Origin of the sequence: Inquilinus sp. Marseille-Q2685 (assembly GCF_916619195.1) — a bacterium.
Lineage (GTDB): Bacteria > Pseudomonadota > Alphaproteobacteria > DSM-16000 > Inquilinaceae > Inquilinus.
The window spans coordinates 76,326-97,639 of sequence record NZ_CAKAKL010000011.1; the positions used below are offsets into that span (position 1 = coordinate 76,326).

The window sequence follows — 21,314 nt, forward strand, 5'->3', positions numbered from 1 at the left end:
AGCGCCACGCTGGCATCGCAATTTTCTCCAAGCAGCAGCGGCCCGCGGTGGCCTAATCCGGGGCTCCCCGAAGCTTCCGGAGAGCCCCGATGCCCACCTATCCCTCCCTGCAGGCCGCCCTGTTCACCGACGGCCCGGCGCCCGACCGGGCCGAGAAGATGGGCCTCTATGGCTGGCTGATCGGCGACTGGGAGATGGACACCCGCCTGTTCGCCGAGGACGGCACCGCCACGCCCGGAAGGGGCGAGATCCATTTCGGCTGGGCGCTGGGCGGCCGCGCCATCCAGGACGTCTGGATCCTGCCCGGGGCCTTCTTCGGCACCACCCTGCGCATCTACGATCCCGGCCTCGACGCCTGGCACATCCTGTGGAACGACCCGCTGAAGCAGTACTACACGCGGCAGCTCGGCCGGGCCGAGGGGCGCGACATCGTCCAGCTCGGCAAGACCGAGGACGGCGCCACCATCCGCTGGAGTTTCCGCGAGATCACGCCGGACAGCTTCACCTGGCGGGCCGAGCGGTCGCCGGACGGCGAACGCGACTGGCGTCTGCTGGCCGAGTTCCGGGCTCGACGGACCTGAGGACTGGCCGCACGCCCGGTTCCGGCTAGACTGACTCCGTCCCGCAACCGGAGAGGCCTGCGATGACGGATGACGAGCGCTCGATCCGCGACCTGGTCGAGACCTGGATGGAGGCCAGCAAGGCCGGCGACACGGCGACCGTCCTGAGCCTGATGTCGGACGATGTCGTCTTCATGGTCCCCGGCCACGAGCCCTTCGGCAAGGAGGCCTTCGCCGCCGCCTCCGCCGGGCAGTCGGAGTTCCGCATCGACGGAAGGGGCGAGATCCGCGAGCTGCAGGTGCTGGGAGACTGGGCCTGGCTGCGCAGCTATCTCGACGTCACCATGATCCCGCCGGTCGGCCAGCCGGTGCGGCGCACGGGCTGGACTCTGACCATCCTGAAGAAGCAGCCGGACGGGCGCTGGCTGCTGACCCGCGACGCCAACCTGCTGACGGTGCAGCCCGCCTGATATCGGACGGATATCAAAGCGAGCAGAAGCGATATTTGATCGATCGGCCGCGGAGCCCGAAATACGTCCGGAGCCCACTAGCCCGGAGGAAACCGTGTCCGTCCTGCGCGCCTCCAAAGCCTTCCTTCTGGCCGCTGCCTTCGCCGCCGGTCCCGCCGAAGCGGCCCCCGACCTGGTCCGCGAGGAGCTGCGGGCCACGACCGCGGACGGGGTCGGCATCCGTGTCCGCGAGATCCGGCCCCGCGCCGGAGCCGCCGGCGAGCCGATCATCCTGCTCCACGGCGCCCGGGTGCCGGGGATCGCCTCCTTCGACCTCGACATGCCCGGCGGCTCCCTGGCCGCGGATCTGGCCGAGCGGCTGGGCCGCGCCGTCTTCGTCATGGATGCGCGCGGCTATGGCGGCTCCGACCGGCCGGCGGCGATGGACCGTCCGGCGGCGGAGAGCCGGCCGCTGTCCCGCGGCCATGAGGTGGTGCGCGACATCGACGCCGTGGCGCGGCTGGCGGCGGAGCGCACCGGCACCGACACCGTCGCGCTGGTCGGCTGGGCCACCGGCGGGATGTGGTCGGCCTGGTACGCCGCCCTCTGGCCCGAGCGGGTCGGCCATCTGGTGGTGCTGAACGCACTCTATGGCGGCGCCGACCGGCACCCGACGCTGGGCCCCGGCTCGCCCGCCGCCGACCCGGACCGTCCCGACCGGCTGAGCCCCAGGCTCGGCGGCTACAGGCTGACCACCGCTGCCTCGCTGTTTCCCTCCTGGGACGAGTCGATTCCGGCCGAGGACAAGGCCAGATGGCGCGACCCCGCCGTCGCCGAGGCCTATGCCCGGGCGGCGCTGGCCAGCGACCCGGCCGCGGAGGCGCGCGATCCCCCGGCCTTCCGCGCCCCGGCTGGCGCCACCGAGGACAGCTTCCTCCAGGCGGGCGGCCGCCGGCTGTTCGACGCCGGCTCGATCACCGCCCCGGTGCTGCTGGTCCGTTCCGAGCATGATTTCTGGAGCCGGCCGGAGGACATCGCCGCCTTCGCCCGTGACGCGACGCGGTCCGCCGGCGTGCGCAGCATCACCCTGCCCGGCGCCACCCATTACGCGCATCTCGACCGCGCCGAACGCGGCCGCGACGCACTGATCGCGGAGATCGCGGCCTTCCTGGACGGGCGCTAATCCGCGGCCATCTGGGCCAGCCTGGCGACGGTGTTCATGTTGCGGGCGGTGCCGGCCTTCGCCGCCGGGATCGCCAGCTTGGAGCGGGCCATGCCGTCGCCGTAATGGACATAGATCTCGCGTCTGCCCAGCCGCATCTCCTCGCCCTGCAGGCCGGTGGCCTTGTCCAACGCATCGGCCGGCGGCGGGGCGTCGAGGAAGATCGCCACGGTCCGGTTCGGGGGGGCGTCCGGGAACGGGTTCGCCGCCAGCACCTGCGCCATCTCCGCGGCGCTGCGCACCAGCACGCCGACCGGCTTGCCTGCATAGGCCTCGAGCGCGGCTTCCACCGCCGCCTTGACCTGGGCCTCCGTCCTTTCGCTGCGGCAGACGACGTTGCCGCTGGCGATGTAGGTGCGGATGTCGGCGAGGCCGGCTTTCTCGCACAGCGCCTTCAGGTCGCTCATCGGCAGCTTGCCGGTGCCGCCGACATTCACCGCTCGCAGCAGGATGACGAAGCTGGTCACATCCGCCTCCAGCCTAATAGGCCAGCCGCCCATACATGTCGTCGAAGGGCATCATCACATGCTCGCGATAGGCCGGCCGCCCGGCCAGCCGGGCGTACCAGGCGCGAACATGCGGCACCGCGGGCGTCTCCAGCCCCATGCCGAAATAGCGGACCAGCACGGTGCCGGCCGGGATGTCGGCCAGGCCGAAGGCGTCGCCCGCCAGGAAGGGACGGCCGGCCAGGTGTTCGTCCAGCAGCCGGAAATGGGCGGCGCAGGCCTCCTGCTTGCGGGCGATCAGCTCGCGGTTGCGCTCGGCCTCCGGCGTCCGCCAATAGCCCCAGAACAAATCCATGAAATCGCGCTGCAGCATCGCCAGCGACCAGTCCATCCAGCGGTCGGACAGCGACCGTTCGGCCGGGTCCGCCGGCCAGAACCGGCCATGCCGGGCCGCCAGGTAGCGCAGGATGCTGTGCGATTCCCACACCACCGTGCCGCCGTCGTCGATCCCCGGCACCCGGCCATGCGGGTTCCTGGCGCGGAAGGCCGGGTCGTCCAGCCCGCCGAAATCGCCGCCGGCCGGGATGTGCCGATGCGGCAGGCCGAGCTCGCCCACCAGCCACATCACCTTCTGCACGTTGAAGGCGTTGCGCCGGCCCCAGATCGTCAGCATGGCTCCGATTCCCTGAATGGTCGTCCGGTCAAGACGTCGTCATAGATCGTCAGATAGCGCAGCCGCTCCGGCCGCGGCTCGCGGAAGGCCATGGCGTAGTAGCCGATCTGGTGGAAATAGCTGACCCGGGTTCGGATCAGCGCCTCGTCGCCGTCATAGCCCATCTGGTCGAAGGCGCGGCGCAGCAGGCCCATGCGGAAATCGTCGGCGCCCTGCACCGCCCGCGCCACCTCCTTCGAGGCGCGGCCCCAGTCCCGCACCGCCATGTCCAGCGCCGGGCTGAACGGGTCCTCGTCGACCCAGACGTTGCGGAAGGCGCGGAACAACGCCGTCCCCTCGAGGTCGGCCCGACCATCGAGGGCTTCGAACGGCGCGCAGTTGCGGCGGCGCCATTCGTCCAGGAGCGCCGCCAGCAGGTCCTTCAGCCCTTTGAAGTGGAAATAGAAGCTGCCGCGCGTCACCTTCAGCGACCGGGCCAGCCGGTCGACCTTGACGCTGGCGACGCCGCCCTTCTCCAGCACCTTCAGCGCGGCACGGATCCAGTCCTCGCGGCTCAGCGTCCGGCGGCCGTTTCCCGCCTCCGCCGTCGCTTTGCTGTTCTTCGCTGTCGCCAATGCGTCCGTCCTCGATCGGTGCCGGCGGTAGCCTTGCGTCACCAGCCAGATGCCGACCCCACCCTGGATGCCCGCCGCAGGCAAGGCAAGAGGGGAGCCGGCCCGGACGCCGCGTCGGAGACCAAGCCAGCCATGTCCCATCCCCCGATCGACCCGAAATCCGTCGCCGGGAAGACCCCGGAGGTCGAACGCCATGTCCAGCTTCTCGTCATCGGCGCCGGCCCGGCCGGCATCGCCGCGGCGGCCGAGGCGGCGGCGCGCGGGCTGGAGGTGCTGCTGGTCGACGAGAACCCGGTCGACGGTGCCCTGATCGGCATGGACGTGCCGCTGCATTTCGGCGGCCGGGCCACCGCCGCGGTGAACACCCCCGGCCGGCTGCTGGAGACCTTCCTGGAGGCGTCGCCGGAGCTGGCGGAGCTGTTCGACAAGGGTGTCGAGGTTCTGCTGCAGACCACGGTCTGGGGCCTGTTCGCCAACGCCCCCGGGGTGCAGTGGATGCCGGGCCCGGTCGCCGGCCTGGCCGACACCGACCGGTCCTGGCTGGTCGGCTTCGACCGCGTCGTGGTCGCCGCCGGGCGGCGCGACCTGGGCATGTCCTTCCCCGGCTGGGACCTGCCCGGGGTGATGGGCGTGACCGCGGCGCACCGGCTGATCGCCGGCTACGACGCTTTCGCCGGCCGGCGTCTCCTGATCCTCGGCACCGGCGCCGAGGCGCTGGACCTGGCCCTGACGGCGCTGGGCCGCGGGCTGGAGGTGGCAGGGCTGGTCGAAGTGGCGGAGCAGCCGGTCGGCCCCGCCGAGCTGGTCGAGGCGGTGAAGGCCCATGGCGTGCCGGTGCTGACCGGCCATGTGATCAAGGCGGCCTCGGGCGGCGTCGAGGGCGTCACCACCGCCACCCTGGTACGGATCGACGACCAGCTGTCGCCGGTGCCGGGCAGCGAGCGCGACATCGCCTGCGACACGGTCGCTCTCGGCATCGGCACGGTGCCGAACATCGAGCTGCTGGCGGCGCTGGACGCCGCGCTGGTGCACGCCCCCGCCCGCGGCGGCCATGTGCCGGTCATCGACAAGGACGGCCGCCCCGCCCGGCCCTTCGCCTATGCCGTCGGCGACTGCGCCGGCATCCACGCCGCCAAATCGGTCGACCCCGCCGTGGCGCAGCAGGAGGGCCGGGTGGCGGCCATCGCCGCCGCCGCGTCGCTGGGCAAGGCGGCCGAGGGCGACGTCGTGGCGGCCCGGGCCGGGCTGGCCCAGCCGGTCCAGGGCCAGGCCGATCACCGCATGACCTGGCTGAAAGCGCTCTTGAACACCGGCGGGCTCGACGTGCTGGTCTGCCAGTGCGAGGAGGTCAGCCGCGGCGAGCTGCTGGACATCAGCCCGCCCCGCTATCTCGAGCGCAAGTCGAACAAGATGGGCACCCGGTCGTTGACCACCCTCCTCGAGGACGGCCCGGTCAACCAGGACCAGGTCAAGCGCCTGACCCGCGCCGGCATGGGGCTGTGCCAGGGCCGCCGCTGCCGCGAGCAGGTGGCGATGCTGCTGGCCCTGTCGTCCCGCGTCGATGTCGGCCGGGTGCCGCTGGCCAGCTATCGCCCGCCGGTGCGGCCGCTGCCGCTGAAGGTGCTGTGGCCGCAGGACGAGGCCGCGGTGGTGCGGCAGGAATGGGATTCCTGGTTCGGCATCGAGAGCCAGTGGATGCCGTGGTGGGAGATCCCCGCCGGCGAGACGAAGCAGGGCTGAGGCGGAGGGCGGATCATGGCAGGGACGGAGAAGAACGGCGCCTCGGTCGTCATCATCGGCGGCGGCGTCACGGGGCTGAGCGCCGGCTGGTGGCTGGCCCGCAGCGGCGTCGACGTGCTGGTGCTGGAGAAGGGCATCGTCGGCTGGGAGGCGTCGGGCCGCAACGGCGGCGGCTGCACCCATCCGCAGAGCCCGCTCTTCGCCGAGGAGCAGCGGCTGTGGCCGCAGATGGACGAGCTCCTGGGCTATCCGACCGAGCACCAGCCGCGCCGGCTGAAGATCGTGCTGCACGAATCCGACGTCGAGTTCATGCTGGGCTGGGTGCGGATGGGCGAGAAGCAGGGCTTCCATTACGAGACCCTGGACGGCCAGCAGATCCGCGAGCTGGCGCCGCTGGTGGGCGACAATGTCGAGCGCGGCTATCTGCTGAACTATGGCGGCCACGCCAACCCGCAGCGCACCTCCCAGGCCTATGCCTGGGCGCTGCAGGATCTGGGCGGCAGCATCCTGCAGCACTGCACGGTGACCGGCTTCGACACCGAAGGCGGCAAGGTGACGACGGTCCGCACCGACCGCGGCGATTTCGGCTGCGATCATGTGGTGATCGCGGCTGGGCCGCAGACCGGCCTGCTGGCCGGGATGCTGGGCGTCGACCTGCCGGTCGCCTCCGGCCGGGCCGAGATGATCGTCACCGAGCCGCTGCCGCCGATGCCGATGAGCGGGGTCGACGGCAACGGCCTGTACGGACGGCAGACGCTCCGCGGCAACCTGGTCTATGGCGGCGGCCCGCATGAATGGCTGCCGCCGGCCGACCTCTCGACGCCGCCGAAGCCGTCCAGCCCACTCTTGCGCAACATCGGCCGGCGGCTGATGGAGCTGTTCCCGAAGGCCGCGCATGTGCGGATGATCCGCAGCTGGTCGGGCGTGATCGAGAACACGCCGGACGGGCGGGCGGTGATCGACCGGATGCCGGGCTTCGACAACGCCATCGTCGCCACCATGTCGAGCGTCGGCTTCGGCCTGTCGCCGGCCAGCGGCCACGCCATCCGCGACCTGATCCTCGACGGCGCCTGCAGCTTCGCCGACCTCTCGACCATGCGCCTCGACCGCTTCGCCGGCCTGCCCAAGGACTGGCGCGAGGCCCAGGGCTGGCTGCCGCCGGTCGCGGCGTGACGGCGGGGCCGGGGATAGGCGGCCCCCTCATGCCCGGGCCTGACCCGGGCATCCGGAAGGCGGGGCTCGCCATGACGAATCACGATTCCGGCCGTTGACATGAGCGACCGCCCCTTCCCCTGCCGCGGCCCGGACCCCACATCGAAGGTCCAGCATACAGCAGGGCCGAGCGCCATGAGCGAGAAGCCGAGGAAGATCCCCGGACCCGACCACCCGATCACGGTCACGCCGAATCCGGCACGGGTCGTGGTCACGATCGCCGGCCGGGTCGTCGCCGACAGCCGCAACGCGCTGACGCTGCGCGAGGCGAGCTACCCGCCGGTGCAGTACATCCCGCGGAAGGACGTGGACATGGCGGCGCTGCAGCGCACCGACCACGCGACCTACTGCCCCTACAAGGGCGACGCCGCCTATTACAGCATCCCGGCCGGCGGCGATCGCGCGGCGAACGCGGTCTGGACCTACGAGGCGCCCTACGACGCCGTCGCAGGCATCAAGGACCACCTCGCCTTCTACCCGGACCGCGTCGATTCGATCGCCGAGCAGCCGGGCTGAACCGACCCGTCATTGCGAGCGCAGCGAAGCAATCCAGGGCGGCTTCCACCGGCCCCTGGATTGCTTCGTCGGCTTCGCCTCCTCGCAATGACGGAGGGCGGCAGCGATGCTACGGGAACAGTCCCGGCGCGTCCGCCCGATGGCAGACGCAGCATAGCTTGTTGCCGTCCGGGTCCCTGACATAGGCGCCGTAGTAGTGCGGGTGATAGTGCGGCCGGGTGCCGGGCGCGCCCTCGTCGGCGCCGCCCGCCGCCAGCGCCGCCTTGTGGAAGGCGTCGACCTGGCCGCGCTCGCGCACGTTGAAGCCGATGGTGACGCCGTTGCCGAAGGTCGCCTTCTCGCCGTTGATCGGGCGGCAGATCAGGAATTCCGGGCCGCTGTCGGCCTCCGGTACGTAGCACAGCCAGCCGGCGACCCGGTCGTCGAGCTGGCAGCGCAGGCCGATCGCCGCCAGCACCCGGTCGTAGAACTGCTTGGCCCGGTCGATGTCGTTGGTGCCCACCGTGATGTGGCTGAACATGGCCCTCCCCGCGGCGCATGGCCTTCTGTGTTCCGCGCATCGGGCTCGCCAGCCGATGCGACGGAGATGGCCCAGCATAGCGTCCGCCCCACCCGGAAACAAAGCGGCAACATTCCAGGGTTCTGCTGCGGAACCCGGTCCGGATGCCGGAACCGGCGCTGCCCGGCCGCTATTGATGCCCATAGCCAACATCGCACGGCCCCTGCCCCGGAACGCCGCCGAGGAGGAAGAGGATGGACACCGTCGGCTCCCTGACCCAGCAGATCCACAATGATCTTCTCGCCCTGATCGGCGAGCGGTCCGAGGACTATGCCGCCGAGGCCGGCGGCGACCCGCAGGCGGTCAGCGGCGCGCTGATCGGGGCGCTGGCCTTCCTGACCGGCCAGATGATCGCCGCCTCGGTCGAGGCGGAGGGCGTGACGCCGCTGCTCGAGCGGGCCAGCGCCAATATGCGCGTCGGCGCCGAGGTCGGCGTCGCGCCGGTGCAGACCATCGACACCGGTGTCACGCTGCACTGAGACCTATACCGGCGGTTTTTAAGATCGATCTTCGATTCCTTCCCCGTCATGGCGAGGCGCGCAGCGCCGTGGCCATCCAGGGACCGGTGCGAGCCGCCCTGGATGGCCACGCCCCCCAATTGGACTCCGGGGCGGGGCTCGCCATGACGGTCCATTGCTTCGGGCCGCCGGTATCAGCCGTCCGCCTCCGCCATCCGCCTCACCTCCTCGCGGATCGAGCCGAGGATGCGGTGGCGCAGGCGGATGAACTCGTCGGTCTCCGCGATCTCCGGCGCCCGCGGGCGCGGCAGCGGCACCGGCACGATCTCCTTGATCCGGCCCGGCCGGCTGGACATCACCGCCACCCGGTCGGACAGGTAGACCGCCTCGTCGACATCGTGGGTCACGAACAGCACGGCCAGGCGGTGCGCCTCCCAGATGTCGGTCAGAAGCTCCTGCATCTGCTGCCGGGTCAGGGCGTCGAGCGCGCCGAACGGCTCGTCCATCAGCAGGATCTTGGGGCGGTAGCACAGCGCCCGGGCGATGGCGACGCGCTGCTTCATGCCGCCGGAGAGCTGGCTGGGCCAGGCATCGGCGAAGCGGGCGAGGCCGACCAGCGCCAGGTGCTCGCGCGCCGTCTCCCTCACCTGCGCCGCCGGCAGGCCGAGGCCGCGCAGGGCGAATTCGACATTGCCGAGCGCCGTCAGCCAGGGCATCAGCGTGTAGCTCTGGAACACCACGCCGCGGTCGCGGCCCGGCCCCGCGATCGGCCGGCCGTCGACCAGCACCGCGCCTTCGTCGAAGTCCTGCAGCCCCCCGACGATCGACAGCAGGGTGGACTTGCCGCAGCCCGAGGCGCCGACCAGCGACACGAACTCGTTCTCGCCCAGCACCAGGTCGATGCCCTGCAGCACCTGCAGCCGGTCCTGCTTCTGCACGAAGCTCTTGGACAGGGACCGGACCTCCAGCCGCGCCGTCATCGCCGCGCCCGCTCATAGGGGAACAGGCGCTGCGCCAGCGCCTTCATGCCCTGGTCGGTGACCAGGCCGAGCACGCCCAGCACCAGGATGTAGCCGATGATCGTGTCGGTCTGGAAAAACCGCTGCGCCGTGGTGATGCGGTAGCCGAGGCCGGAGGTCGCGGCCACCAGCTCGGCCAGCACCAGCCAGGTCCAGGCCCAGCCGAGGCTGATCCGCATCGAATCCCAGATCCCGGGCAGCGCCGCCGGGATCACGATCGCGGTCAGGATCCGGCGCGGCTTCATCTCCAGCGTGCGGCCGACATCGATGAAGTCCCATGGCACGCGCTTGACGTTGTCCATGATCAGCAGGACCTGCTGGAAGAAGGTGCCGATCCAGATGATCAGGAACTTCTGCAGGTCGCCGGTGCCCGTCCACAGGATGGTCAGCGGCACGAAGGCGACCACCGGCATGTAGCGGACGAAATCCACCACCGGCTCGATCAGCGCCTCCCACACATGGTAGCGGCCGATCAGCACGCCGATCGGCACCGCGAACACGGTGGCCAGCAGAAAGCCGACCAGGATGCGGTAGATGCTGACCGCCGCGTCGTCCCACAGTTGGCCGGACTGCGCCAACGACCACAGTCGGCCCGCCACCTGCACCGGCGAGGGCAGGAACAGCGGCCGCACCAGCCCGGTCAGCGTCACCGCCGCCCACAGCAGCAGCAGGCCGAGGAAGACCAGCGCGGCGATGCCGGCGAAGCGCGCCGGCGTCAGCCTGGTGTCGAGGCGGAAGAGGCGCGGCCGGCCGGCGGTCATTGGCCCAGGGTCACTGAGCGACGGCGGCGACGAAGCGCGGATCGATCAGCCCGGCGGCGTCGACGTCGCCCTGCAGCAGCCCCGCGGCCTGGGCGGCCTTCTTGACGTCGGCGATGACGTGCTGGGTGAAGGCGCCGGTCAGCTGGGCCTTGTTGTCCGCCAGGGTGTAGAAGGTGACGCCGTCGAAGGCGGTCGACAGCTCTTCCGGCGACGCGCCCACCGCCTTGGCGATGATGGCCCGGCCGCCCGCCGTGTCCTTGGCATAGTCGTCATGGGCGGCCTGCCAGGCGCGCAGCAGCGCCGCGATCTGGCCCGGCTTCTCCTTCAGCACCTCCTCGCGCACCACGAAGACGTCGGAGACCAGGCCCGGATCCTCCGCCGCGGTGTACAGCAGCTTGACCGCGGGATCCTGGCTGCGCGCCAGGGTCAGATAGGGCTCGTAGGTCACCGCCACCGGCACGCGCTTGGCGATCAGCGCCGCGCCGGCATCCGAGGCCGGCATCGGCACCGACCGGACGTCGGCCAGCGTCATGCCGTTGGCCGCGAGGGCGTAGTTCAGCAGGATGTGGCTGGTGGTGCCCTCCTCATAGGCCACCTCCTTGCCCTTGAGGTCGGCGATGCCTTTGACGTCCGGCCCGGCCAGGATGGCGTCGGCGGTCATGCTGACGTCGAGCACCGCGACGATCCTGATCGGCAGCCCGGCCGCCGCCATCACCAGCGCGGTGTGGGTGGCGATGTTGGCGCCGTCCAGCTGGCCGCTGGCCAGGGCGGCGTTGACATCCTTGTCCTGGGTGAAGTTGATGATCTCGACATCCGACAGGCCCTGGGCCTGGAACAGCTTCTTCTCGGCCGCGACATGCCAGAGGCCGTAGCCGAGCCAGGGCTCGATGCCCATCTTGAAGCCGCCGGCCTCCGGCTTCGCCGGAACCGATTGCGCCGCAGCCGGGCCGGCCCAGGCCAGACCGATCATAATCGAGGTCGCCAGAACGGCCCCCCGCGCGCCACCATGATGTCCCATCGCCATTCCCCTGTTGAGGCACGGCCGTTGGCCGCCGCGCTGTTTTTGCGGAGCGACAATTCATAAAGTGGCGGCTCGCAGAGTCAATCGACGCCCCCTATAAAGTCCGACGAATTTTCGCCATCGCGGGACAAGGCCATGAGCGACGCCATCCGAATCCACGACCTGTCGACGCTGTCCGCCGCCGGCCGCCATGCCCTGCTGGCCCGGACCGAGGCCGATCTCGGCCCCTTCCTCGACGCCGTACGGCCGATCGTGGCGGCGGTGCAGGCCGAGGGCGACGAGGCCGTGGCCCGCTTCACCCGCGACTTCGACAAGGCGACGGTTTCGGCCGACAGCCTGCGCGTCGGCCAGTCGGCGCTGGACGCGGCGCCGGGCGCGCTGGAGCCCGAGGTGATGGCCGCGATCGACTTCGCCGCCGACAGCATCCGCCGCTTCCACGAGGCGCAGCTGCCGGAGGAGATGTGGTGGAAGGAGGTGCGCCCCGGCGTCTTCGCCGGCGACCGCATCCGGCCGATCCCGTCGGTCGCCTGCTACGTGCCGCGCGGCAAGGGCGCCTTCCCCTCCGTCGCCATGATGACCACGATCCCGGCGCTGGCGGCGAAGGTGCCGAACGTCGTGATCATCACCCCGCCCGGCCCGGACGGGCAGGTCGACACCGCGACGCTGGCCGTGGCGAAGCGGGTCGGCGTCACCCAGGTCTTCGCCGCCGGCGGCGCCCAGGGCGTCGCGGCGGTCGCTTACGGCACCGCGACGATCCCGAAATGCGACAAGATCGTCGGCCCCGGCAGCCCCTATGTCGTCGCCGCCAAGCGCCTCTTGGCCGATGCGATCGACACCGGCACCCCGGCGGGGCCGAGCGAATCCATCATCCTGGCCGACGGCAGCGTCGACGGCGCGCTGGCGGCGCTGGACCTGATCATCGAGTCCGAGCACGGGCCGGACAGCTCGGCCTGGCTCGTCACCGACAGCCGCAAGGTCGCGGAGCAGGCGGCCGCCGCGCTGCCCGGGCACTGGGCGGAAATGGGCGCGGGCCGCGCCGGCTTCTCCCGCGCCGTGCTGACCGGCCCGCGCGGCGGCATCGTGCTGGCGCCGGACTGGGACGCGGCGGTCGGCTTCGTCAACGACTACGCGCCGGAGCATCTGCAGATCCTGTCGCGCGACCCCTTCGCCGACGCGGCGCGGATCGACCATGCCGGCGAGATCCTGCTGGGCCCGCACACGCCGGTGACGATCGGCAATTTCGTGCTGGGCCCGAACGCGGTGCTGCCGACCGGCCGCCACGCCCGCACCGCCTCGCCGCTGTCGGTGTTCGACTTCCTGAAGCGGACCTCAATCGGCTATGTCAGCGCCGCCGGCTATCCGGCCCTGGCCGAGCAGGCGCGGACGCTGGCGACCTATGAAGGCTTCGACGGCCACGCCCGCGCGGTGTCCGAGGTGCGGGACGGGCTGCTGAAACGGGGCTGAGCATGGCCGAGGCCGAGACCGTCACGCTGTGGCGCCCGGTCGGGCCGGAGGAGCTGCGGCTGATCCGGGAGGCCGGCATGCGCGCCTTCCCACCCCGCCTGCCGGAGCAGCCGATCTTCTACCCGGTGCTGTCGGAGGACTATGCCGTCAAGATCGCCCGCGACTGGAACGTGCCGGCCAGCGGCTCCGGCTATGTCACCCGCTTCCAGGTGCGGCGCGACTTACTGGACCGCTACCAGGTCCAGGAGGCCGGCGGCCGCAGCCACCTCGAATGCTGGATCCCAGCCGAGGACCTGCCGGCCTTCAACGCCGCCATCGTCGGCGCGATCGAGGTGACGGCGGAGTTTCATCAGGAATAGTCCCGACGGCCCAAGACATAGACCCGTCATGGCGAGCCCCGAAGGGGCGTGGCCATCCAGGGCGGCTCGCACCGGCCCCTGGATGGCCACGGCGCTCCGCGCCTCGCCATGACGGGAAGAGACCGAATGGTTGATCTTAAAGGCCGTAGGTATAGGCGCGGAGCAAGCCGCGAAAGCGAAGCCGCCCTCCTATGCGTGACACGTCCGCCCTGCCCTTCGGTCACAGGCAGGCCCGAAGGTCGGCCAGCGTGACCATCAGCACCATCGGATCGAGAGGCGACGGCTCGAAGCCGGTCCGCTCGTAGAACGCCCGGGCCTCGGCGGAGAGGGCATGGACGATCATGCCGCGGACACCGATCGCATCCGCCGCCTGGACCACGCGCCGGGCGGCGTCCTGCACCAACGCCCGGCCCAGCCCCTCGCCCTGCCTGGAGCGATCCACCGCCAGCCGGCCGAGAACGACGACCGGGATCGGGTCCGGCATGTTGCGGCGAAAGCGGCCGGATGCCGCCTCGACGGTGACCGCGCTCGCCGCCAGGGCGTAGTACGCCATCACGCGCTGCCCCTCGCAGGCAACGAAGGTTCGGGACGCTCCGGTCGCCTGATTCTTCAGAGCACGGCGTCTGAGCCATTGGTCGAGGCTGTCCACACCCGACGCGAATGGCTTGAGCTCGTGATGCGATGCCAGCGGCTCGGGCGCTGAGACCACTACGCCTTATTCCAGGGCGGCCGCGTCTGCATGGTCTTGCGCAGGCGGTCATTGGGCCGCGGCGGCATGTCGAGCCGGGCGAGGAACGCCTCGTAGGCTTCTGGACTGGCGGCGATGATGGTCTGGTCGAGCAGCGCTTCCTCGGCGGCCGAGCGCGCAGCCTCCAGCACGAACTCCGTGCGGTTCTTCCCGCGGGCCTTGGCGGCGCGGTCGATCAGGCTCCGCAACTCGGGCCTGATCCGGAGATTCAGCGTATCGCGCTTGCTGCGTTCGGCGCCGGAGGTCGGCATGGGAAAGCCTCTTCGGTAACAGGTCTAATGTAACCTTTAGTAATGTCGTTGTCATTACGCAGTTGTAGGTTGGGTTCGCGACCGCGAACCCAACATCCCACCAATCGCGCTGGCCCTGTCAGTGCGGCTCGCGCTCTTCCGCCTTCGGCTGCCATCGCTCCTTCATGAAGTCCTCCGAGGCGCCCGATCCACGCAGGAAGAAATCATCCCAGCGCTTGCCGACCGGCGTGACCAGACGGCTGTCGCTGATCTTGAGGATCTCGACCTCATCCGTGCCCTCCGGGAAGGCGATGGCTTTTGGCAAGCACACCATCTGGCCGTGCCTGCTGGTGAAGAGCTTCGTGCAGATCACACCAAGCCCCATAGGAAGTCTCGCTTCCAACAGTACCGTCATCGCGAGCCGAAGGCGAAGCGATCCAGCAGCCCCCTGGATTGCCACGGCGCTGCGCGCCTCGCGATGACGCCAAGAATGGCAGTCAACTCGCTCAAATCGACGCCAGGTACCCGCCATCGACATACAGCACCTGCCCGGTGACATAGGCGGCGGCGTCGGAGCAAAGGAAGACGGCGGGGCCGACCAGGTCGTCCATCCGGCCGAAGCGGCCCATCGGGATGGCACCGAGCATGCGCTGCTGCCAGGCCTCGTCCTGGTAGAACACCTCGGTCAGGGCGGTGCGGAAATAGCCCGGGCCGATGCCGTTGACCCGGATGCCGTCCTTCGCCCACTCCGTCGCCAGCGCCCGGGTCATGCCGACGAGGCCGGTCTTCGAGGCGCCGTAGGGCACGGCGCCGGGCACCCCGACCTCCGAGGTCAGCGAGCACAGATTGAGGATGGCTCCGCCGCCCCGCGGCTTCATCAGCAGCGCCGCGGCGCGGGCGCAGAAGAAGGCGCCCTTCAGGTTGGTGTCGACGATCCGGTCCCACAGCGCCTCGTCGACCGAAAGCGACGGCCGCACCTCCTCCACCCCGGCGTTGTTGACCAGGATGTCGAGCCCGCCCAGCGCCGTGGCCGCGGCGGCGAAGGCGCGGTCGATGCTGCGGGTATCGGCGACGTCGAGCACCACCGGCACCGCCTGCCGGCCGCGCTCGCGCACCGCCTCGGCCACCCGGTCCAGCGCCGCGCGGTCGCGGCCGGCCAGGGCGATGCCGGCGCCGGCCGCGGCCAGGCCGAGGGCCAGGGCCTCGCCGATGCCGCGGCCGGCCCCCGTCACCAGCGCCCGCCGCCCCGCCAGCGGCCCCGAAGCCGGATCGACCATGCCTTCCTCCTGCCGAATGCAGCGCAGGCTTGCGCGACGCCCGGAGCGGGTCAAGACCTCGACGGTTGCCAATCCGGTCCCGAGCGGTTAACCATGAGTCATGGTCACCACGCGCTCCCTGCGAATTAGCCACTAGGCCCCGGGCCGGCCGCGCCGGCTCCCCCGGGGTCTTCGTCCGTGTGCTGTTCGCATTTCCCGGGAGAAGACGATGACCATGACCCGCGACGACGCGCAGGTCCTTTTTCATGTGGTCGGCACGGCCGACACCAACCTGCTGCCCCGCCTGCTCGAGCATTTCTGCCTGCGCGATGTCGTGCCCGAACGCGTCTCGGCCGAGCGCCAGGGCGACGAGATGCGCGTGACCATCGCGGTCCGCCGCGAGGCCTGCCCGGAATGGGAGATGGTGGCCCGCAAGCTCGGCCAGATCTTCGTGGTCAGGAACGTGCTGGCCTCGGTCGCCGACGACGCGGCGGAGCTGCAGGCCGCGGGCTGAGCATTCCCCGATACCACGGCCCCGCGAGGCGCATGCTTCACCCTGGCCCAATTCGGCAGCATTCCGGCTGACTAAGTCGGACATAACCGCTAGGGTCCGTTCCGACGGGGCGGAGCCGACCCCGAGAACCGATACGGGAGAGACGCAGATGGCAAGCAAGGTGGCGCTGGTGACGGGGGCCGGGTCGGGCGTCGGCCGTGCGGTGACCCTGGCCTTCCTCAAGGACGGGTACAAGGTGGTGCTGGCCGGCCGGCGGCAGGATGCGCTGTCGGAGACCATCCAGCTGTCGGGCGTGCCCGCGGAGCAGGCCCTGGCGGTGCCGACCGACGTCACCGACCCGAAGAGCGTCCGCGCCCTGTTCGACGCCGCCAAGGCCCGCTTCGGCCGGCTGGACGTGCTGTTCAACAATGCCGGCGTCAGCGCCCCCGGCGTGCCGCTGGAGGACCTGACCTTCGAGCAGTGGAAGGCGGTGGTCGACACCAACCTGACCGGCCCGTTCCTGTGCACGCAGGAGGCGTTCCGGATCATGAAGGACCAGGACCCGCAGGGCGGCCGGATCATCAACAACGGGTCGATCTCGGCGCATGTGCCGCGGCCGAACTCCGCCCCCTACACCGCGACCAAGCACGCCATCACCGGCCTGACCCGGTCGACCTCGCTGGACGGGCGCAAATACAACATCGCCTGCGGCCAGGTCGACATCGGCAACGCCGCCACCGACATGGCGTCGAAGATGGCCAAGGGCGTGCCCCAGGCCGACGGCTCGATCAAGCCGGAGCCGCTGATGGACGCGGCCCATGTCGCCAGCACCGTGCTGATGATGGCGTCCCTGCCGCTCGACGCGAATGTCCAGTTCGTCACCGTGATGGCGACGGCCATGCCCTATATCGGGCGGGGTTAGGCTGACCGCGGGGCCTCAAACCGTCCTGACGAGCGTCTTCGTATTGCCTCTCCCGCCGGACGCGGGAGAGGTCGGACGTCCGCAGGACGGCCGGGTGAGGGCTGGCCCAGGCTTCGACGAAATCCCCTCACCCGGAGCCGCTTCGCGTCTCCGACCTCTCCCGTAAACGGGAGAGGCAACATCCCAGCCTCTGGCTACGTCCGGACCGACGCGATCAGGCTCCCGCCTCCCGCACATAGGGCGTGGTCGTGGTCAGCGCCCGGAAGCCGAGCCGTTCCAGGATCGGCCGGCTTTCTGAGGAGGCATCGACGGTGAGGAAGCGGAAGCCTCGCTGCTTCGCCTCGGCGGCGCGCTTTGCCACCAAAGCGCGATAGATGCCGCGGCCGCGCCAGTGCGGGCGGGTGGCGCCGCCCCACAGATCGGCGAAGGCGGTGCCGGGATGGAACCGGATCCAGCCGGCCGAGACGCAATGGCCGTCGGCCATGGCGAGATAGACCGACAGCCGGTCCGGCGCGGCCGCGATCCCCGCCCCCAGCCCCTCCGACCGCCAGTCTTCATCGGCGCCGTAGACCGCGGCCATCAGGTCGTCGATGGCGCCGAAGCGCACCGGGTCGACCACCCGCTCGATCGTGACGCCCTCGGGATCGACCGGCGGCGGCAGCGGGCCGTCGAGATCGAGCGCGAGCAGCGTCTCCGGCTCCTCCGGCACGAAGCCGGCGGCCTGCAGGCGCCGGCCGAGATCGGCTGGCGCGTCATGGCCGTACAGCTTCCATTCGACAGACCGGCCCTCGCTCGCGAAGAACGCGGCTTCCCGCGCGATCGCGGCGTCGGCCGAGGCGGCGTCGAGCCGGCTCCACAGCACGAAGTTGTCATGCACCCCGAGCCCGGGGCCGATGACGCGGGTGACGTCGGGCAGAGGCTCGACCCGGTAGGCCGGATCGGCCTGCACCGGGACCCGCCGCAGCTCGGCGTCGAAGCGCCTCAGGATCTCCGTCGTGTCCATCCCGTCCTCCGCACGATGCGCCGGGCTTGCCCCGGGCGTCCCTTATGGCCGATTTTGGGGCCGGCTGCGACCGCAGCCCCGCCTGTTTCGGAGGAATCGTGAACGGCACCCTGCTTCTGGCTTCCGGCCTCGCCGGCTTCGCCTACGGCATCTCGCCGGGGCCGGCGGTGCTGGCCCTGTTCGGCATCTCCGCCGGCCAGGGGCGAAAGGCTGGCGCCACCTTTCTGTGCGGCCACCTGGTCGGCGACGCGCTGTGGTCAGCGCTGGCGCTGACCGCGATCATCGGCGCCCAGGTGATCGGCCCGGCGGTGTTCGACGCGCTCGGCCTGATCTGCGGCGCCTATCTGCTGTGGCTCGGCTGGTCGGCGCTGACCGTGCGCCGCGGCTCCGACGGCCGCATCGACACCTCGGTGCGGCGGCCGCTGCTGCGGGGCCTGCTGTTCGGCGTCACCAACCCGAAGGGCTATCCGGTGGCCGTCGCCACCTTCACCGCCCTGCTCACCAGCTATGCCGCCAGCCTGACCTGGTCGGAGCTGCCGGCCCTGGTCGGCGCCGCCTGCCTCGGCGCCGTCGCCGCCTATGTCATCCTGGTCGCCGTCGCCGGCGCTTCGGCGGTGCGCGGCTTCTACCGCCGGCACGAGATCTGGTTCGTCCGCGCCTCCGGCGTCCTGTTCCTCGGCTTCGCCCTGCACGCGCTGACCGAGTCGATCACCGGCTTCGCCGCGCGCCGGAGCTGACGGTCCCGATGCCCGCTCCCCTGACGGTCGCCTTCGACGCGGACGACACGCTGTGGCACAGCGAATCCGTTTTCGAGGAGACGCATGCCCGGCTGGTCGCCCTCCTCGCCCCTTGGGCCGACGCCGAGACGCTCGAGCGCACCCTGCTCGACACCGAGGCGCGCAACCTGAAGACCTTCGGCTACGGCGTGAAGGGCTTCACCCTGTCGACGATCGAGACCGCGATCGAGATCACCGGCGGCCGCATCGGCGCCGGCGAGATCCGCACCATCCTCGACCTCGGCAAGGCGATGATGGACCATCCGGTCGAGCTGATCGATGGCGTGGTCGAGACGCTCGACGCGCTGGCGCCGGAGGCCAGGGCCGGGCGGATCCGGCTGATCGTGATCACCAAGGGCGACCTGTTCCACCAGGAGAGCAAGGTCGCCCGCTCCGGCCTCGCCGAGCGCTTCGACAGCGTCGAGATCGTGGCCGAGAAGGACGAGGCGACCTATCGCCGGATCCTGCAGCGCGCCGGCGCGACGCCGGAGCGGTTCCTGATGATCGGCAACTCGATGCGCTCGGACATCCTGCCGGTGCTCGACCTCGGCGGCCAGGCGGTGCACATCCCCTATCGCATCACCTGGGCGCATGAGGCCGTGGCCCGGCCGGAGATCGCGCCGCCCGGCTTCCACACGCTCGATTCGATCCGCGAGGTGCCGGCGCTGGTGGCGCGGCTGCTGGGATAGGACGCTCGACGACGATTCCTTTTATTGTCATTGCCGGGCTTGACCCGGCAATCCAGGGGGGCCGCCCAGAGCGGCATCGACATTCCCTGGATGCCCGGGTCAAGCCCGGGCATGACAGTTGAAGAAGCTCCTGACAGCCCGGCTACGACGACGACGCCGGCCGCTTCGGCACAACCATATTGGCGACCATCACCTGCACCGGCTCGCCCGCCTGGTTCAGGGTGGTGATCCGGGTCTTGACCAGGCCGCGGTCGGGGCGCGACCGGGACGGCCGGATCTCCAGCACCTCGCTCTCCACCCGCAGCACGTCGCCCGGGCGCACCGGGCGCGGCCAGCGCATCTCGTCGGTGCCGCCGCCGATCCGCCCGCCCACCGGCAGGAACTCGCCGCCGACCAGGAGCTTCATGGTCAGGGCCGCGGTGTGCCAGCCGCTGGCCGCGAGCCCGCCGAAGAAGGTCGCCTTCGCCGCCTCCTCGTCAAGATGGAAGGGCTGCGGGTCGAACTGGGCGGCGAAGGCCTTGATCGCCTCGGGCGTGACCGCGACGGTGCCCGAGCCGAAGCGCTGCCCGACCTCGAGATCCTCCAGATACAGGCGGCGGGCGGCGGTGGTGTCCGGCGGCATCGGCGTGTTCTCCCTCTTTGCCCCAGCATGACGCGGCGGGGCCGAACGCGAAAGTGCGCGTTGGCACTGGTCCGCCCGGCGCCGATGGTCTACATCCCGCGCATGACCGACACCGGATTGGCCACGCGCAAGGCCGCCGTCGAGCTGCTGCGGGCCGTTCTGGCGCAGCGGCGCCCGATCGACGAGGCCCTCGATTCCCATCTCGCCCTGCAGGGCATGGAACCGCGCGACCGCGCCTTCACCCGCCTGCTGCTGACCCCCACGCTGCGCCGCCTGGGCCAGATCGACGCGCTGATCGACGGCGCGCTGAACACGCCGCTGCCGCGCGGCGCCGCCACGGTGCGCGATGTGCTGCGGCTCGGCCTGGCCCAGCGCCTGTTCCTGGCGACGCCGTCCCACGCCGCGGTCGACACATCGGTCGAGCTGGCCGGGCTGACCGGCTTCGCCGGCATGAAGGGGCTGGTCAACGCCGTGCTGCGCCGCCTGGCCGAGGACGGCCCGGCCCTGCTGGCCGGGCAGGACGCCGCCCGGCTGAACACGCCGGACTGGCTGTGGTCGCGCCTGGCCGAGGCCTATGGCGCCGCCACCGCCGCCGCCATCGCCGAGGCCCATCTGCACGAGGCGCCGCTGGACCTCTCGGTCAAGGCCGACCCCGATCTCTGGGCCGGGCAGCTCGACGCCCGGCCGCTGCCGACCGGGACGCTGCGGCGCGAGGCCGGCGGCATGGTGCCGGATCTGCCGGGATTCGCCGAGGGCGCCTGGTGGGTGCAGGACGCCGCCGCCGCCCTGCCGGCCCGGCTGTTCGGCCCGATCCCGGGCCGCCGCATCCTCGACCTTTGCGCCGCGCCGGGCGGCAAGACGGCGCAGCTGGCCGCGGCCGGCGCCACGGTGACGGCGCTGGACCGCTCGACCCGGCGGCTGAAGCGAGTGGCCGAGAATCTCGAGCGGCTGGGCCTCTCCGCCGAGCTGCACACCGCCGATGCCGAGACCTTCACCGCCGGCGCCCCCTATGACGGCGTGCTGCTGGACGCGCCCTGCAGCGCCACCGGCACCATCCGCCGCCACCCCGACGTGCCGCGGCTGAAGGGGCCGGAGGACGTGGCCAAGCTGGCCGCGGCCCAGGCGCGGATGCTGCGCCGGGCGGTCGAGCTGGTGCGCCCGGGCGGCATCCTGATCTGGTGCACCTGCTCGCTGCTGCCCGAGGAAGGCGAATCGCAGATCGGCCGGCTGCTGGCCGAGGACGACCGGCTGATGCGCGTGCCGGTGGCGGCGTCGGAGGTCGGCGGGTCGGCCGAGTTCCTGACCCCGGCCGGCGACGTCCGCACCCTGCCCTCGCACTGGCCGGATCTCGGCGGCCTCGACGGCTTCCATATCGCCCGGCTGAAGCGGCGGTCCTGACTCCTTCACTCTTTCGCTAATAATCAGACAAAAACAAATTGCGCTCCGGCGCGCCTTCTTTCACAGTTCCGCCCGAACGAGGCCGGGATCACCGGGGCCAGGGA

The 21,314-nt window shown here is 71.1% G+C and carries 27 protein-coding genes; 14 read left to right on the forward strand and 13 right to left on the reverse strand.

Translation table 11 applies throughout. The annotated features are described in order from the left end of the window. The first annotated feature begins 89 nt into the window (after positions 1–89). The 3 genes from LG391_RS31205 to LG391_RS31215 all read left to right on the forward strand — a co-directional run bounded on the left by LG391_RS31205 (position 90) and on the right by LG391_RS31215 (position 2,192). The gene (locus LG391_RS31205) at positions 90–581 is read left to right on the forward strand and encodes a hypothetical protein (RefSeq protein ID WP_225772458.1); all 492 of its coding nucleotides are present in this window, start codon (positions 90–92) and stop codon (positions 579–581) included. 62 nt (positions 582–643) lie between these two features. Then, a complete protein-coding gene (locus tag LG391_RS31210) occupies positions 644–1,030 on the forward strand; it encodes an SgcJ/EcaC family oxidoreductase (RefSeq protein WP_225772460.1) in 387 nt (128 codons plus the stop codon). Positions 1,031–1,124: 94 nt separating this feature from the next. After that, positions 1,125–2,192, forward strand: coding sequence for an alpha/beta fold hydrolase (locus LG391_RS31215; protein WP_225772462.1), 1,068 nt, complete (start codon positions 1,125–1,127; stop codon positions 2,190–2,192). Here the strand turns inward: LG391_RS31215 and LG391_RS31220 are convergent. Genes LG391_RS31220 through LG391_RS31230 form a run of 3 tightly spaced genes read right to left on the reverse strand, consistent with a single transcriptional unit; the run spans position 2,189 to position 3,964 of the window. After that, positions 2,189–2,698, reverse strand: a complete 510-nt coding sequence (locus LG391_RS31220) for a DUF1697 domain-containing protein (RefSeq protein WP_225772464.1) — start codon at positions 2,696–2,698, stop codon at positions 2,189–2,191. The genes LG391_RS31215 and LG391_RS31220 overlap by 4 nt on opposite strands. Before the next feature lie 13 nt (positions 2,699–2,711). Continuing rightward, the gene (locus LG391_RS31225; protein ID WP_225772466.1) at positions 2,712–3,350 is read right to left on the reverse strand and encodes a glutathione S-transferase family protein; all 639 of its coding nucleotides are present in this window, start codon (positions 3,348–3,350) and stop codon (positions 2,712–2,714) included. Further along, complete coding sequence (locus tag LG391_RS31230) at positions 3,344–3,964, reverse strand: TetR/AcrR family transcriptional regulator (RefSeq protein ID WP_225772468.1); 621 nt, start codon at positions 3,962–3,964, stop codon at positions 3,344–3,346. Before LG391_RS31230 ends, LG391_RS31225 begins: the two co-directional genes overlap by 7 nt. Positions 3,965–4,096: 132 nt before the next feature. On the opposite strand from LG391_RS31230, the gene LG391_RS31235 reads away from it, so the two are divergent. From LG391_RS31235 to LG391_RS31245, 3 genes are all read left to right on the forward strand, one after another. Next, entirely contained in the window at positions 4,097–5,704 is a 1,608-nt protein-coding gene (locus tag LG391_RS31235; protein WP_225772469.1) for an FAD-dependent oxidoreductase, read from the forward strand. A 15-nt stretch (positions 5,705–5,719) separates the two neighbouring features. Next, positions 5,720–6,877: an FAD-binding oxidoreductase gene (locus LG391_RS31240; protein ID WP_225772471.1), complete on the forward strand. Its 1,158-nt coding sequence runs from the start codon at positions 5,720–5,722 to the stop codon at positions 6,875–6,877. A 174-nt stretch (positions 6,878–7,051) separates the two neighbouring features. Beyond that, a complete protein-coding gene (locus tag LG391_RS31245; RefSeq protein ID WP_225772473.1) occupies positions 7,052–7,432 on the forward strand; it encodes a DUF427 domain-containing protein in 381 nt (126 codons plus the stop codon). A 109-nt stretch (positions 7,433–7,541) separates the two neighbouring features. On the opposite strand, the gene LG391_RS31250 is transcribed toward LG391_RS31245, so the two are convergent. After that, complete coding sequence (locus tag LG391_RS31250; protein WP_225772475.1) at positions 7,542–7,952, reverse strand: VOC family protein; 411 nt, start codon at positions 7,950–7,952, stop codon at positions 7,542–7,544. Between the two features lie 233 nt (positions 7,953–8,185). On the opposite strand from LG391_RS31250, the gene LG391_RS31255 reads away from it, so the two are divergent. Further along, positions 8,186–8,470 carry a hypothetical protein gene (locus LG391_RS31255; protein WP_225772477.1) on the forward strand — a complete coding sequence of 95 codons (285 nt, stop codon included), beginning with the start codon at positions 8,186–8,188 and terminating at the stop codon, positions 8,468–8,470. A 173-nt stretch (positions 8,471–8,643) separates the two neighbouring features. On the opposite strand, the gene LG391_RS31260 is transcribed toward LG391_RS31255, so the two are convergent. From LG391_RS31260 to LG391_RS31270, 3 genes are read right to left on the reverse strand one after another with little or no spacing between them, the layout of a single operon-like run. Further along, complete coding sequence (locus tag LG391_RS31260; RefSeq protein WP_225772478.1) at positions 8,644–9,429, reverse strand: ABC transporter ATP-binding protein; 786 nt, start codon at positions 9,427–9,429, stop codon at positions 8,644–8,646. Further along, positions 9,426–10,229, reverse strand: coding sequence for an ABC transporter permease (locus LG391_RS31265; RefSeq protein WP_225772480.1), 804 nt, complete (start codon positions 10,227–10,229; stop codon positions 9,426–9,428). Before LG391_RS31265 ends, LG391_RS31260 begins: the two co-directional genes overlap by 4 nt. A 10-nt stretch (positions 10,230–10,239) precedes the next feature. Continuing rightward, positions 10,240–11,199 carry an ABC transporter substrate-binding protein gene (locus tag LG391_RS31270; protein ID WP_225772483.1) on the reverse strand — a complete coding sequence of 320 codons (960 nt, stop codon included), beginning with the start codon at positions 11,197–11,199 and terminating at the stop codon, positions 10,240–10,242. Between the two features lie 186 nt (positions 11,200–11,385). Between LG391_RS31270 and hisD the strand changes: the two genes are divergently transcribed. Together hisD and LG391_RS31280 are read left to right on the forward strand one after the other, a co-directional pair. Continuing rightward, the gene (gene hisD, locus LG391_RS31275; protein ID WP_225772485.1) at positions 11,386–12,714 is read left to right on the forward strand and encodes a histidinol dehydrogenase; all 1,329 of its coding nucleotides are present in this window, start codon (positions 11,386–11,388) and stop codon (positions 12,712–12,714) included. 2 nt (positions 12,715–12,716) lie between these two features. Further along, positions 12,717–13,073 (forward strand): hypothetical protein, encoded by a 357-nt coding sequence (locus LG391_RS31280; protein ID WP_225772487.1) that lies wholly within the window; start codon positions 12,717–12,719, stop codon positions 13,071–13,073. Between the two features lie 220 nt (positions 13,074–13,293). On the opposite strand, the gene LG391_RS31285 is transcribed toward LG391_RS31280, so the two are convergent. From LG391_RS31285 to LG391_RS31300, 4 genes are all read right to left on the reverse strand, one after another. Then, on the reverse strand, positions 13,294–13,782 hold the full coding sequence (locus LG391_RS31285; protein WP_308013079.1) for a GNAT family N-acetyltransferase: 489 nt from the start codon (positions 13,780–13,782) through the stop codon (positions 13,294–13,296). Continuing rightward, on the reverse strand, positions 13,782–14,072 hold the full coding sequence (locus tag LG391_RS31290) for a DUF1778 domain-containing protein (RefSeq protein ID WP_225772491.1): 291 nt from the start codon (positions 14,070–14,072) through the stop codon (positions 13,782–13,784). Before LG391_RS31290 ends, LG391_RS31285 begins: the two co-directional genes overlap by 1 nt. A 118-nt stretch (positions 14,073–14,190) precedes the next feature. After that, a complete protein-coding gene (gene vapB, locus LG391_RS31295) occupies positions 14,191–14,436 on the reverse strand; it encodes a type II toxin-antitoxin system VapB family antitoxin (RefSeq protein WP_225772493.1) in 246 nt (81 codons plus the stop codon). 121 nt (positions 14,437–14,557) lie between these two features. Further along, complete coding sequence (locus LG391_RS31300; RefSeq protein ID WP_225772496.1) at positions 14,558–15,328, reverse strand: SDR family NAD(P)-dependent oxidoreductase; 771 nt, start codon at positions 15,326–15,328, stop codon at positions 14,558–14,560. Positions 15,329–15,536: 208 nt separating this feature from the next. On the opposite strand from LG391_RS31300, the gene LG391_RS31305 reads away from it, so the two are divergent. Both LG391_RS31305 and LG391_RS31310 read left to right on the forward strand, forming a co-directional pair. Further along, positions 15,537–15,821: a hypothetical protein gene (locus LG391_RS31305; protein WP_225772498.1), complete on the forward strand. Its 285-nt coding sequence runs from the start codon at positions 15,537–15,539 to the stop codon at positions 15,819–15,821. A 148-nt stretch (positions 15,822–15,969) separates the two neighbouring features. After that, positions 15,970–16,722: an SDR family oxidoreductase gene (locus tag LG391_RS31310; protein ID WP_225772499.1), complete on the forward strand. Its 753-nt coding sequence runs from the start codon at positions 15,970–15,972 to the stop codon at positions 16,720–16,722. 214 nt (positions 16,723–16,936) lie between these two features. Here LG391_RS31310 and LG391_RS31315 read toward each other — a convergent pair whose 3' ends face one another. Further along, positions 16,937–17,725, reverse strand: coding sequence for a GNAT family N-acetyltransferase (locus LG391_RS31315; protein ID WP_225772501.1), 789 nt, complete (start codon positions 17,723–17,725; stop codon positions 16,937–16,939). A gap of 98 nt (positions 17,726–17,823) precedes the next feature. Here LG391_RS31315 and LG391_RS31320 point away from each other — a divergent pair, with 98 nt between their 5' ends. Both LG391_RS31320 and LG391_RS31325 read left to right on the forward strand, forming a co-directional pair. Further along, positions 17,824–18,462 carry a LysE family translocator gene (locus LG391_RS31320; RefSeq protein WP_225772502.1) on the forward strand — a complete coding sequence of 213 codons (639 nt, stop codon included), beginning with the start codon at positions 17,824–17,826 and terminating at the stop codon, positions 18,460–18,462. A gap of 8 nt (positions 18,463–18,470) precedes the next feature. Beyond that, positions 18,471–19,190 carry an HAD family hydrolase gene (locus LG391_RS31325; RefSeq protein WP_225772504.1) on the forward strand — a complete coding sequence of 240 codons (720 nt, stop codon included), beginning with the start codon at positions 18,471–18,473 and terminating at the stop codon, positions 19,188–19,190. 142 nt (positions 19,191–19,332) lie between these two features. Here LG391_RS31325 and LG391_RS31330 read toward each other — a convergent pair whose 3' ends face one another. Beyond that, positions 19,333–19,812, reverse strand: coding sequence for a MaoC family dehydratase (locus LG391_RS31330; protein ID WP_225772506.1), 480 nt, complete (start codon positions 19,810–19,812; stop codon positions 19,333–19,335). A gap of 60 nt (positions 19,813–19,872) precedes the next feature. Between LG391_RS31330 and LG391_RS31335 the strand changes: the two genes are divergently transcribed. Next, the gene (locus tag LG391_RS31335) at positions 19,873–21,210 is read left to right on the forward strand and encodes a transcription antitermination factor NusB (RefSeq protein ID WP_308013080.1); all 1,338 of its coding nucleotides are present in this window, start codon (positions 19,873–19,875) and stop codon (positions 21,208–21,210) included. The last annotated feature ends 104 nt before the right edge of the window (positions 21,211–21,314 follow it).